Source organism: Rufibacter soli (assembly GCF_054781795.1).
The window spans coordinates 1-13,039 of record NZ_BAAGTS010000006.1 but is presented as its reverse complement, the minus strand read 5'-3'; the positions used below and the strand labels follow the sequence as shown (position 1 = coordinate 13,039).

Here is a 13,039-nt window from a genome sequence, read left to right as displayed (position 1 = left end):
CAACCAGCCTTCTTCTATCTCCTAAACACGTAATCTCCTGCCGCCCAACTGTGGTAGCTGGTCCCTTTTAAGAATTACAAGAAGTACGCCCTTCCCTCCCAACAAAATTCACCGGCGTCAATATGCATTATATTTAGATTTCTATATCTTTATTGAATAATATCTATCTTTCTGACCTTTAGCTGTTTCCCCATGGCAAAAAAACTACCCACCCTCTTACTGGCCTGCTTGCTCTTCTTTTCATGCGCCCAGGTGTCTGCCCAAAACGCACCAGATGAATTGGAAGCCTATGTGCAAAAATTGAAATCCTCTAAAATAACAGGCGGCAACGAGACGGCTTTTATGTCTATCGGGTCAGACTTCCTGTACGCCCAGGAATATTTTGAGGCCGGAAACTACTCCTCGGCGGCGGCCGGGTTCATGGCTATTCTACGGCGGCAGAAAGACCATCCTTTCTCCAATTACCAGCTAGCCATTGCGCTGCTCCGGCAAAATGAGCCAGAAAAGGCCAAGCAGGCCCAACAATTCTTGAACCAGGCTTTTGCCCTAACCCCCAGCCTTAAGGAGCGCTATGCGAAAGACATGCCGCAAAGCGCCTCTACAGATACTACCAATCCGCCCACTCCCACTCCTAAAGACCCTGAACAACCCAAAAAAGACGCCCCTGCTTCCTCCAATCAAGGGTTGGCGGCATACATTGCCAGAATCAAACACTCCAATGCCACCCGCGGCAAAGAGACGGAGATGTTTAGCCCGGGGCAGGAGGCTCATAGCGGCATTGAATATTATGAGGCCGGGGAATTTGGGAGCGCCGAGACCCGATTTAACCTTTCCCTGGCCCGGGATGCCAACAATCCCTATGTGAACTACCTTGCCGCCGTCTCCCTGGCCGCCCAGGGCAAACCCGCCGACCGCTTTTACCAGAAAGCCATTGCCGGAGACGCCTCCCTGCAGAACCAATATGCCGCAGACGTAGCCAAGGCCACCGCCGAATGGAACAGAAAGCTGGAAGCCAAGGCTCCGAAAACGTCGCCGGCTACCAAAGTGGTGCATGGCGGCCCCTTGGTATTTGGCAAGTACACCTGCCACCAATCCATCTGGAACGGCCCAAACACTACCCCCGCCTACCGGTTTGACTACAAAGGCTACTTTGAGCTCAAGAAAGATGGCACCTACCGCTGGCTGGATGACGGCGGCACCGGCAGGTATAGCTACAACGCCAAAACAGGCGGCATCACCTGGCTTTCCGGGCCCATGAAAGGACAAGCCCCCATCTCCTCTAAATACCAGCCAAGCCCCACTGTGCCCCAGGTAACCGTCCAGTTCTCTGAAAACTACAGGTGGGAGTGCGGTTGCAAGAAATAAAGATTCTAAAAAACGGGAACACAACCAGGAGCCCCAACTCAGCTACCATATACCCGGCGGCAGAGCAGAAGGTCCTGACCAGAAGATGCCCCAGGGAATGACGCCGCTGCCCACAGCCAGAAGTCAATTCTCTGGGGCATCTCATGTTCTATTGTAAACTTGCCTTACCCCATCGGAAAGCATGTGCCGTCTATTCTGTATTTTTGCCTTCCTAAGCCGTACCCACTATGTCTTTACTTGAAGTAACCTCCCCCGCCCTTGTCCGAGAATTCCTGCAACTGCCCGTGCGCCTCTACCAAGCCCAGTCCAACTGGATACAGCCCCTGGACCAGGACATTGAGCAGGTCTTTGACCCCAAGCGCAACCCCAACTTCCGGAACGGCAAGATCATCAGGTGGGTCTTGCAGGATGACCAGGGACAGACTATCGGTCGGGTGGCTGCCTTCGTGAACGACAAAACCAAGAACGCCTCTGAGTACGTGACCGGCGGCATGGGCTTCTTTGAGTGCATCAATGACCAGGCCGCAGCCAACACCCTGTTTGACGCCTGCCAAGACTGGCTGCAGGCCCAGGGCATGGAAGCCATGGACGGCCCCATCAACTTCGGGGAGCGGGACCGCTGGTGGGGCCTGCTGGTAAAGGGCTTCACCGAGCCCAACTACGGTATGTTCTACCACCTGCCCTACTACCAACAGCTATTTGAGGCCTATGGGTTTCAGGTGTATTTTCAGCAGTATACTTATAAGATGAGCACTACCGCGCCTTTGAACCCCAAAATTCTGGAACGGGCCGCCGTAATAGAGCAGGACCCTGGCTTCAGCATGGGCCACGGCTCCAAGAAGAACATGGAGAAGCTGGCCCAGGATTTCCTGGAGGTCTATAACAAGGCCTGGGCCGGCCACTCGGGCATCAATGAGATGACCCTGGAGAAGGCCCGCAAGCTCATCAACAGCATGAAGCCGGTCATGGAGGAAAAGCTTCTCATTTTCACTTACTACAATGAGAAACCCATTGCCTTCTTCCTTATGCTGCCTGAGCTGAACCAGATCTTCAAGCACCTGCACGGCCGCTTTGACCTCTGGGGGAAAGCTAAGTTCCTCTACTACAAATGGCGCTACAGCCGCCGCCGCGACAAAAAAGTATTTGGGATCATCTTTGGCGTAGTGCCCGAGTTCCAGAGCAAAGGCGTGGACGGCTATCTGATCAAATGGTCCCAGCAACCCGTCATTGACTACGGCGCCCCCGAAATAGAAATGAACTGGATTGGCGACTTCAACCCCAAGATGATGATGGTGACGCGCGCCCTGGGCGCGGTGATCTGCAAAACGCACAATACCTACCGCAAGATCTTTGACCCTTCCAAACCATTTACCCGCTACCCCATTATCAGGTGATAGCCTGTAAAAGCATGACTGCCTATGTAACAGTTTCAAGGTCCAACTGCGCATAGTTCTGAGTCTTGAGTTCTGAGTGCTGAGTTCAAATAAACACGCTTCCAGTCCCCTTTGAAGAGAGTAGGAGAAGGCCAGCTTTGCAGGATAAACTTTTTTGGGTAAAGGCGTTTTGAGCCTGTTTTTAAGAAAACAGGCTCAAAACGCCTTTACCCATTCCCTGGTTCAAGTTTTCAACTTGGACCCACTATGACGGGAAGTTTGTAACTCCCCTGAGGCGTAAGCCTCACCGCACGCATTCCATCCTCCTTTAATGAGGTAGAGAAGACTTTACCTTCGCTACTAACTTCAGAATTCAGCCTAGCCGTTTTAGGGCCGTTTTTAGAAAAACAGGCCTAAAACGGCTAGCCAGCATGGGCTTACCTGCCGGGTAGGAAACCGGCCGGCCTTAGAATAAAAAGGAAACAAGTTTGGTTCTTCCTCCACAAGTTCGGACCTTTGCGGCAGAATTGGCGGCAATACCGTAAAAGTCCTAAAGGGCCTTAGAACGGCCGCCAACTTTTAACGCTTTTTTCACGTTCACCACGTTCTTTCCTTATTTATCATGCTCAACCGCAGAATACTCCGTATCAAAGCCATGCAAGCCATTTATGCCTACGTGCAGGCAGAAGGCTCCAACTATTTATTGGCCCTGGATTTAATTGCGGACCGCTTCGCCCCAGACCTGATGGCCATTGAGGCACAAGACAGAAAAAAACTGGAAGGCCAGAAGCAGATAGCCAGCCTGATGTTCAAAGAGTGGTATGAGACCCGCAAATTTGACACCGAGGAAAAAGACCGTGAGATCCTGGACGCCTCCCAGGCCGCCGTTAACTTTTACCAAAACTCCCTTCGCAAAGACCTTAAGTACTTCGGTACTCAGATGGTGAACGCCGTAGAGGAAATCTATGACCGTTACCTGCTCACGCTGGCCCTTCTGCAGGAGATTGTGTACCTCATTGAAGGCGAAGAGAAGAAAGCCGCCACCCGTTTCACGCAACGCCAGGATGCTGACCTTCACCCGCTTATCAACAACAAGGCGGTGCAGAAACTCCTGCAGAACAAGTTTCTGGAGCAGCGCATTATCAGAAGGAACCTGAGCTGGGCCGGGGAGCAGGAGCTCATCCAGAAAATCTACCGCAGCAACTTCAAAAATGACCCTGAGATTCTGGCCTGGCTGGAGATTTCAGAGCCCACCTATGAGCAGGACCATGAACTGCTAAAACATATCTTCAAAAACCTTATCTTTAAAGATGAGAACCTGCAGGCCCTGTTTGAGGAGAAAGACCTCAATTGGGTAGAGAACAAATCTGTGGTGAAAAACCTGGTGAACAAATCCATCAAGATGCTGGAGGAGAATACAGATGAACACCTGGCTTTGCTGGATCTCTCCCCTAGCTGGGAAGATGACAAAGCCTTCTTTGAGGAACTCTACCATGAGACCCTCAAGGATGACGAGAAGTACGAGAAGATGATCGCTGACAGCGTGCAGAACTGGGATGTGGAGCGCGTGGCCCTGCTGGACAAGATCATCTTGAAAATGGCCCTCTGCGAAATGCATATTTTCCGGAGCATTCCCGTAAAGGTGACCATCAATGAGTATATTGACATTTCAAAAGTATACAGTACCCCCAAGAGTAAGCAGTTCATCAACGGGGTGCTAGACAAGCTGTCTCAGGATTTGATCAGCAGCGGCGCCATCCGTAAATCGGGGCGTGGTTTGCTGGACAACAAATAATCCGGGCGGTTTTCCGTTAAGTAGACAACAAGCCCTTTTAGGCGTTTCTGGCCTGTTTTGCGTAAAACAGGCCAGAAACAGAAAGGCTATTGCAACCACACACATAACACTACCAAAACTATGGGCAAAAAGACCAACGCCATCCTTGCCTTTTCCACCGGTATCGCCACAGGCGCCGTGCTGGGTATCTTGTTTGCGCCGGAGAAAGGCCGTGAAACCCGTGATAAGCTAAGCTTCCAGCTGGAGAAATACCGGGCCAAACTATTGGAGTTAACAGACGAGCTTATTGCTGGCCGCGAAGAGCCGGGCTCTGCCGCCAAAACCGAAGGCCAGCGCGTGATCAAAGACGCCCGCGACAAAGCTGAGCGCCTGCTGGAAGACGTGGACTCCCTCATCAATCAAATCAACAGTAAAAAGGAAATATAAGCCCCTTGCCCATGACAACCGTTACCCTAATTCCCGGCGACGGGATAGGTCCTGAGATCACGGAAGCCGTAAAGGCGATCTTTGCAGCCGCACAAGTGCCCATTACCTGGGAAGAAGAAAACGCCGGTCAAACCACGTTTGACGCCATGGGCGAACTCATTCCGCAATCCTTGATAGACTCTCTGGAGCGCAACCGCATTGCCCTGAAAGGCCCCATCACTACTCCGGTAGGCAAAGGCTTCAAGAGCATAAATGTGCAGCTGCGCCAGAAGTTTGATCTGTACGCCAACGTGCGCCCGGCCAAGACCACGCCCGGCATCAAGACCCGCTTTGACAACGTGGACCTGGTATTGTTCCGGGAAAACACCGAAGGCCTGTACGCCGGCCTGGAGACCTTTGACGAGCGCTTGGGCATCTCTGATTCTATTGCCCGGGTAACCGTAGAGGGCAGTCACAAGATAGTGCGCGCCGCGTTCAAATACGCAGACCAGCACAAGCTCAAGCTGACCGTGGCTCACAAAGCCAACATCCTAAAGTCAGCGGGCCGCATCTTCCTGGAAGCTGCCGCCGATGCCTCTAAAGAATTCCCGAACGTGGTGTGGGAGGATAAGATCATTGACAACATGTGCATGCAGCTGGTAAGTAAGCCAGAGCAGTTCCAGGTGATTGTGACCACCAACTTGTTTGGGGATATCCTTTCTGACCTGTGCGCGGGTCTGGTAGGTGGCCTGGGCGTGGTATCTGGCGCCAACATTGGCGATGACATGGCCATTTTTGAGGCTGTGCACGGTTCTGCCCCAGACATTGCCGGCCAAGGCCTGGCTAACCCCACCGCCCTGCTACGGTCAGCGTTGATGATGCTGGTATACATGGGCCTAACGGAGCAGGCGCAGAAAATAGAAAAGGCGCTGGAGAAAACCCTGCTGGATAAAAACTGCTGTACCCGTGACCTGGGTGGCACTGCCTCTACCTCAGAATTTGCGCAGCATATCATTTCTAATTTGTAACTTGTCCTACCTATTGAGGATTTACCATCATGAAAAAACAATTTGTAATTGCCTTGCTTTTGGCCGGCGGTCTTTGGACTACCAGCTGCGAGAAAAAAACTGAGACGGACACTACCGCTACCGTAACGCAGGAAACCACTGCCGCTACCACCGTGCCCGCCAATGACCCTGCCACTAACCCTAACGTTTCTGGCCAGCAAGCCATTGATCCTAACGCACCCAAGCCGGTCATGACGTTCAAGGAAACCGAGTTTGACTTTGGTACCATCAAGCAGGATAAAAAGGTAAACCATACCTTTACGTTTACCAATACCGGCCAGGCCCCGTTGGTGATTGAGAGCGCTACCGCCACCTGCGGCTGTACCGTGCCTGAGTGGCCAAAAGAGCCTATTGCCCCAGGCAAGACCGGTACCATCAAAGTAGAGTTTGACCCAACCGGCAAATCTGGCCAGCAGTCTAAGCAAATCACTATTACGGCCAACACAGATCCTCAGATCAACCAGTTGACCATTAAGACCAACATCACGGGCGCAGTGCCACAGGCGGGAGCAGCCGGTCCTGTTCGTTTATAATCTCAGAGCAACCTTATGCTAACCGTATTATTGCAAGCTACCCCAGAAGGGGCTAACCTTTATTCTAATTTCCTTTTCATCGGGTTGATCATCCTGGTGTTTTATTTCTTCATGATCAGGCCACAGCAGAAAAAGGCCAAAGACCAGAAGAAGTTCAGAGAGGAACTCAAACGCGGCATGAGCGTGGTCACCGTAGGTGGTCTGCACGGCCGTCTGCTCAGCATTGATGATGACACCGTCTGGATAGAGGTAGACAAAGGCATTAAACTGAAGTTTGACAAAGTAGCTATTGCCGTAGAGGCCACCAGCCGGGTGAACAGCGCCACTACTGAAAGCACTACTAATTCTTAAAGGACACCTTGCCGTTAAAGAAAACAAAGAACGCCCTCCTCTGGTTACTGAGGCCATTTTCGCCCAGGCAGAAACAGTACTGGAGGGTGGTGTTGCTTTGTTTTTTGACGGCGGCTACCTTTTGGCTTTTAAATGCCCTCAACAAAAACTACACCACCCAGGTCTCTTACCCCATAGAGTTTATCTATGACCGTAAAGTGCTGGTGCCGGTAAAACCCTTACCGGAAGAGGTCATGATCAACGTGACCGGCAAAGGCTGGAAACTACTGCAGAAGAACCTGCTCTTCAACGTGAAACCCGCCGAGCTGGCCATTAGGGGATTACCCTACTTGAAACGCCTTCCGGGTAGCGCCCTTCGGCCTGCCATTTCCGGGGCCTTAGATGGCCTTAGCCTTAACTTTGTGGCCACAGACACAGTCACCTTTGACTTTGACCGCCTGGTCACGCGCAAGGTTCCCCTGACTCTTGACACCACCCAGTTGAAACTAGAGGCTGGTTATGGGTATATGGGTCCCTTAAAAGTACGACCAGACTCCGTAACGTTTACCGGTCCTGAGCAAATCCTGAACCTCTTTCCCAGCCCGTACCCCTTAGCCCTGCCCACCGACGTTTTGAAGGCCCCTTTCAAGGGAGAATTGCCCCTTACCTATGATTTTACCACCCTGGTGAAAGCAGACGTGAGCGAGGCCGAGGTACAGTTTGGAGTAGTGCCGCTGGAACGCAAAGAAGTGGCCGTACAGCCGGTGCTGCAGAATTTCCCGCCTGGGCTGCTTCTACGGGTTTTGAACGGACCTATTCTGGTACAGTATTCATACTTACCTAAAAACAGGGACCTGGTAAAGCCTGAACTGTTCCAGGTAGCCCTGGACTTCCAGAAATTCGATCCCGCAGATTCCACCATTGCGCCTTTACTGCTGCAACGGTCGCCCAAGACCAAAAGCATTACGGTACAGCCGGGGCGCGTGAAAATCTCCCTAACACCGCAATAGCGTATGCTTAAGATAGGTATTACCGGCGGCATTGGCTCTGGCAAGAGCATAGTGTGCCGGTGTTTTCAGTTGCTGGGCGTACCGGTGTATGATTCAGATTCCCGTGCCAAATGGGTGATGCACCATGACCCTGAACTGCGGGAGCAATTGATTGCCGCCTTCGGGCCTGAGACTTTTGATGTCCAGCAGAACCTCAATCGCGCCTACCTCAGCCAGAAAGTCTTCCATAACGCCCCTGAGCTGGCCAGGTTAAACGCGCTAGTGCATCCGCAGGTGCGCAAAGATTTCCATATCTGGTTAGAGGCGCACCAAGCCGCGCCCTATGTATTGAAAGAAGCGGCCCTCATGTTTGAGTCTAATGCCTATACCCAGGTTGACCATGTGCTCACGGTGTCTGCCCCCACGCACCTACGCCTGGCCCGTACCCTCCAACGCGACCCGCACCGCACCAGCCTTGACGTGGAAGCCATCATGGCCAAACAATTAACCGAGGAAGAAAGGGTGCGGCGTTCTCCCTTCGTGCTTTACAATGATGACACGCAACTGGTCCTTCCGCAGGTATTGAAACTGCATGAAGCTTTTCTGAAGTTAGCCTCAAAGTAGCAAGCAGTTTCCGTTTTAGGCCTGTTTTCCGGAAAACGGGCCTAAAACGCCTGAACCTGGGCCGTTTTGGAAAAGGGACAGGTTTCGTCCATAGAAGTGAAGCTAGCGCGACTATTCCTGCATCTGCCATTTAGTTTGGGTAACGCCGATACCTTCTTCCCTCCCAACGCAAAACTGGCAACTCTAAAAATCTTGAAGCGTCTGCATGACCTGCGAGCGTTTATGCCAATGGCTTTTCCCATTATGCATCTGAGATAGCAATCACTTGCCCTTTGCGGCTTAAAGACTTGAAATGAAAAAGCGTTTCGGGGCCGTTTTCTGAAAAACGGCCCCGAAACGCTTTTATAGAAATCCTGCCCTCAAAAAGGGAAGAAAAAAGATTAATAGGTTTGCTTGATCTTCGCCATATCATCAATGCGCTTTTGGGCCAGCTGGATGGCGGCTCTTTGCGGGTGGGTGTTGTCCGCTTCGGCTTTGTTGAAGATATTGAGCGTGGTATTGTAGATCTGCTCGGTCTGCTGCATGGCCCAGTCGCGGTTCAGTTTCTTCACCTCTGAGTACACGTTGATGATACCACCGGCATTGATCAAAAAGTCTGGGGCATAGATGATACCCCGTTCTACCAGCGCCGGGCCGTGCACGTTCTCGTCCTGCAACTGGTTATTGGCGCAACCGGCAATAACCTGGCACTTCAAGCGAGAAAGGGTGTTGTCATTGATGGTGGCCCCCATGGCGCAGGGCGAATAGATATCCGCGTCAACGTCATAGATTTCGTCCAGGCCCACTACGGTAGCGCCGGTGGCCGAGGAGATACGCTTTAAGCGATCTTGGTCAATGTCAGTGATGAACAGTTGGGCGCCTTCTTTGGCTAAGTACTCAATCAGGTAACCTCCTACGTGGCCAGTGCCCTGCACAGAGATTTTCTTGCCGGCCAGGCTGTCATTGCCCCAGGCTCTTTTGGCGGCGGCTTTCATACCCATGTAGGTACCGTAAGCCGTCACCGGAGATGGGTCGCCGCTTCCGCCCTGCGATTCTGGTAAGCCCGCCACGTATTTGGTTTCCATGCCAATGTAGGCCATGTCCTGGGTGGTCATGCCCATGTCTTCGGCGGTGATGTATTTTCCGTTCAGGTTGTTCACAAACCGCCCGAACTTGCGCATCATGGCTTCGGTCTTGTCTTTCTTGGAATCGCCTATGATCACGGCCTTTCCGCCGCCCAGGTTCAGGCCAGAGATGGCAGATTTAAAGGTCATGCCGCGTGACAGACGCAGCACGTCACGTAACGCTTCGGCCTCAGAGGCGTAGGTCCACATACGGGTTCCGCCCAGGGCTGGTCCTAACACGGTGTTATGAACGCCAATAATGGCTTTCAGGCCGGTTTCGTGGTCATGGCAGAAAACAACCTGCTCGTGTTGGTTCTCGCTTATTTGGTTAAAAACAGAAGATTCCTGCGTTACGGGTAATTCTTTAAGTTCTATCATGTTATATGGAGCGAATAACACCAATTTTCTTTTGTTAGAAATTAGAAAAGCGAATTGGTAATTTTAAGGCAAAAATAAGTTTATATTTTAACTACAGCAAGAAAAAACTAACAAGTGTTAGTACGCTGTTTCTCTGACAATAGATCCGTGAAATCATTAAAATACCTGAATAAATACCTACTCAAATATAAGTTCCGGTTGTTCTGGGGCATTGTGTTTGTGATTGTCTCTAACATCTTCGCCATTATACCGGCCCAGGTGGTGCGCCACGCCTTTGATCTGGTGCGCGAAGGCATAACCATGTACCAACTGCACGAAGGGTTCCCGCAGCAGGAAACCGTTTATAACACCTTCGCCCGCAGTACCTTGTTCTATGGGGCGGTGATCGTGCTCATGGCCTTGCTGCGCGGTATCTTTTTGTTCTTTATGCGGCAGACCATTATAGTCATGAGCCGCCTGGTTGAAAACGACCTCAAGAACGAGATCTACGCCCACTACCAGACGCTGCCCCTCTCCTTCTACCGCAAGAACAACACCGGTGACCTCATGGCCCGCATCTCTGAAGACGTGAGCCGCGTGCGCATGTACCTGGGGCCGGCCATCATGTACGGCATTAACCTGCTGGTCTTGTTCCTGATGGTGATTCCGTACATGCTGTCTGTGAACGTGAAACTGACCATCTACACGCTTTTGCCACTGCCTATCCTGAGCGTGAGCATCTACTACGTGAACAACATCATTGAGAAGAAATCAGACGAGATCCAGAAGAGCCTGAGCGGCATCACCACGTTTGTACAGGAGGCCTTCTCAGGAATCAGGGTCTTGAAATCCTTTGTGCGGGAGCAGGACTCACACGCCAACTTCACCAAGGCCAGTGACACCTACAAAGACAAATCCTTGGAGCTCAACTTCGTGAATTCCCTGTTTTTCCCGCTCATTCTGTTCCTGATTGGCCTGAGCACCATCATTACCGTGTGGCTAGGTGGTAAGGAGGTTATCAATGGTAGCATCACCCCTGGGGTCATTGCCGAGTTTTTGATTTATGTGAACATGCTTACCTGGCCAGTGACCGCCCTGGGTTGGACCACCAGTTTGGTGCAGCGCGCGGCCGCCTCACAGCAACGCATCAATGAGTTCCTGAACACCAAGACAGATATTATCTCGCAGCAGAATCTGGAGAAAGATATACGGGGCGCCATCGTCTTTGACGAGGTGGATTTTGTGTACCCAGACACCGGCATTTATGCCCTCAAGAAGCTGTCGTTCCAGATTAATCCCGGCGACACGCTGGCGGTGATCGGTAACACGGGTTCGGGTAAGAGTACCATTGCCGCGCTGGTGTGCCGCCTGTATGACACCACTGGTGGCCGCATTCTCATTGACGGCGAAGACATCAGAAACTACAACATCACCAACCTGCGCAGCCAGATTGGCTACGTGCCGCAAGATGTATTCCTGTTCTCTGACTCCATCAGGAACAACATTGGTTTTGGGGTGGATGAATTGCCCGAAGAGAAGATGCTACAGGCCGCCAAAGACGCCGACGTTTACGAAAACATCATGCGCTTTCCGCAGCAGTTTGACACGGTGCTGGGCGAGCGCGGCATTACCTTGTCTGGTGGCCAAAAACAGCGCGTGTCCATTGCCCGCGCCTTAGCCCGGGAGCCCAAGATTTTGATCCTGGATGACTCGCTCTCGGCGGTAGATACTAAAACCGAGAATGCTATCTTGAACAGCCTGCAGCGCGTGATGGCCAACCGTACTTCCATCATTATCTCGCACCGCGTAAGTTCCGTGAAACTGGCCAACCGTATTCTGGTGCTGGACGATGGCGTGGTAGTGCAGCACGGCTCCCATGAAGAACTCATGGCCGATGTAGATGGTCTGTACCGCGCCCTCTACGAGCGCCAATTGCAGACCGACGAAGTGGAATAAGCGTATTAAGGCCGTTTTTCAAAAAACAGGCTCAAAACGCACAAAGAAAAAGGAGCCTCTGCCTGAACAGTGGGGCTCCTTTTTTATTTACCCTTCTTGCAGGAAAAGTACCGGTTTCTGTGACGCATGTATTGCCCTAGCCCGTTGGTTTACTTATATTTAACTCATTGAGCTTCCGGCAGTTTATTTTTACTGCCTGTATGCCCCGCCCGCTCTCACCCACCGCAACGCCCTTATGAAAAGCAGCTTTACCCTCTTTCTTTCCCGTGCGCTAATTTGCCTGCTTGGCCTGGGCTTTACCGCCTGCAAACTGCTGGACCCCGAGCCTGATGTCCCCATGGTTGCCGATGACCTTCACTTCAGTTTCAAAACCCCGGATTGGGAAAATAAAATGGACTGCACCCTGCTGGACCTTCCGTCTTACGGGTTAGATCCCCAGACGTATTACACGTTTGGAACCTCCGCCCAGGCGAATAACACGTTTTTCCTTTCCTTCCCCAAGGACAGCAGCTCCATGGTGGCCCCGGGCAACGTTAAAAAATACCCGGTACAGGAATTGGGCAACCATACCCTGCCTTTTCAGCTATCTATGAAGGTGCCGGTGGTGGAAGGCAGCCGTTGGTTCCTCATCAGTCAGGAAGGGCTGTCTACTGATTCATACAATGAGGTGGTGGCCGTGAAATACATGGGGCGGAATGGCTCAGAAGCTATTTTCCAGATAAAGGGACGGTACAAAATGGCGATGACCCAGGTAAACGCCAGTATGGCCCCAAAACCGGTCACAGGCACCTATCACCTGAAAGTGAAAACCACCAGGCTGTAGCAAGACCAGAGGCACGTCCTTCTGCCACTTCCCCGGCTATCTACTTTTTACCCGATATGTTAAATTTTTTACCCCTACAAAAGGCCTCTACCCTTTTGCTTCACCCAAATTTTCACTTTCTTTGCAGCAGATACCAATGATCGGGATGTAGCGTAGCCTGGTATCGCGCCAGCATGGGGTGCTGGAGGTCGCAGGTTCGAATCCTGCCATTCCGACGATTAAAACGGCCTAAACTCACAATTTAGGCCGTTTTTTATGCAAGACTATTACCTCGCGACAGTACTCGCGACACTAAGCATGGAAAAATCGCGCACGGATT

At 51.8% G+C, this 13,039-nt stretch carries 12 protein-coding genes and 1 tRNA gene; 12 read left to right on the top strand and 1 reads right to left on the bottom strand.

Annotation, left to right across the window (positions count from 1 at the left end):
• Positions 1–192: 192 nt before the first annotated feature.
• The 9 genes from ACYVJQ_RS18655 (at position 193) to coaE (ending at position 8,481) form a co-directional block, all read left to right on the top strand.
• Complete coding sequence (locus tag ACYVJQ_RS18655) at positions 193–1,365, top strand: hypothetical protein (RefSeq protein ID WP_460894635.1); 1,173 nt, start codon at positions 193–195, stop codon at positions 1,363–1,365.
• Between the two features lie 227 nt (positions 1,366–1,592).
• Complete coding sequence (locus tag ACYVJQ_RS18650; RefSeq protein ID WP_460894634.1) at positions 1,593–2,759, top strand: hypothetical protein; 1,167 nt, start codon at positions 1,593–1,595, stop codon at positions 2,757–2,759.
• Positions 2,760–3,393: 634 nt separating this feature from the next.
• Positions 3,394–4,533 (top strand): transcription antitermination factor NusB, encoded by a 1,140-nt coding sequence (nusB, locus tag ACYVJQ_RS18645; protein ID WP_460894633.1) that lies wholly within the window; start codon positions 3,394–3,396, stop codon positions 4,531–4,533.
• Positions 4,534–4,653: 120 nt separating this feature from the next.
• On the top strand, positions 4,654–4,959 hold the full coding sequence (locus ACYVJQ_RS18640) for a YtxH domain-containing protein (protein ID WP_460894632.1): 306 nt from the start codon (positions 4,654–4,656) through the stop codon (positions 4,957–4,959).
• Positions 4,960–4,970: 11 nt separating this feature from the next.
• Positions 4,971–5,966: an isocitrate/isopropylmalate dehydrogenase family protein gene (locus tag ACYVJQ_RS18635; protein WP_460894631.1), complete on the top strand. Its 996-nt coding sequence runs from the start codon at positions 4,971–4,973 to the stop codon at positions 5,964–5,966.
• 29 nt (positions 5,967–5,995) lie between these two features.
• Positions 5,996–6,538 carry a DUF1573 domain-containing protein gene (locus ACYVJQ_RS18630; protein WP_460894630.1) on the top strand — a complete coding sequence of 181 codons (543 nt, stop codon included), beginning with the start codon at positions 5,996–5,998 and terminating at the stop codon, positions 6,536–6,538.
• Between the two features lie 15 nt (positions 6,539–6,553).
• Positions 6,554–6,889, top strand: a complete 336-nt coding sequence (gene yajC, locus ACYVJQ_RS18625; RefSeq protein WP_460894629.1) for a preprotein translocase subunit YajC — start codon at positions 6,554–6,556, stop codon at positions 6,887–6,889.
• Between the two features lie 89 nt (positions 6,890–6,978).
• Positions 6,979–7,878 carry a YbbR-like domain-containing protein gene (locus tag ACYVJQ_RS18620; RefSeq protein WP_460894628.1) on the top strand — a complete coding sequence of 300 codons (900 nt, stop codon included), beginning with the start codon at positions 6,979–6,981 and terminating at the stop codon, positions 7,876–7,878.
• Between the two features lie 3 nt (positions 7,879–7,881).
• A complete protein-coding gene (gene coaE, locus ACYVJQ_RS18615; protein ID WP_460894627.1) occupies positions 7,882–8,481 on the top strand; it encodes a dephospho-CoA kinase in 600 nt (199 codons plus the stop codon).
• Between the two features lie 380 nt (positions 8,482–8,861).
• Here the strand turns inward: coaE and ACYVJQ_RS18610 are convergent, their stop codons facing one another.
• On the bottom strand, positions 8,862–9,962 hold the full coding sequence (locus ACYVJQ_RS18610) for a Glu/Leu/Phe/Val dehydrogenase dimerization domain-containing protein (RefSeq protein WP_460894626.1): 1,101 nt from the start codon (positions 9,960–9,962) through the stop codon (positions 8,862–8,864).
• A gap of 147 nt (positions 9,963–10,109) precedes the next feature.
• Here ACYVJQ_RS18610 and ACYVJQ_RS18605 point away from each other — a divergent pair, with 147 nt between their 5' ends.
• From ACYVJQ_RS18605 to ACYVJQ_RS18595, 3 genes are all read left to right on the top strand, one after another.
• Positions 10,110–11,897, top strand: coding sequence for an ABC transporter ATP-binding protein (locus tag ACYVJQ_RS18605; RefSeq protein WP_460894625.1), 1,788 nt, complete (start codon positions 10,110–10,112; stop codon positions 11,895–11,897).
• Positions 11,898–12,132: 235 nt separating this feature from the next.
• Entirely contained in the window at positions 12,133–12,720 is a 588-nt protein-coding gene (locus ACYVJQ_RS18600; protein WP_460894624.1) for a hypothetical protein, read from the top strand.
• Between the two features lie 141 nt (positions 12,721–12,861).
• Positions 12,862–12,935: transfer RNA gene (locus tag ACYVJQ_RS18595), tRNA-Pro, on the top strand.
• The last annotated feature ends 104 nt before the right edge of the window (positions 12,936–13,039 follow it).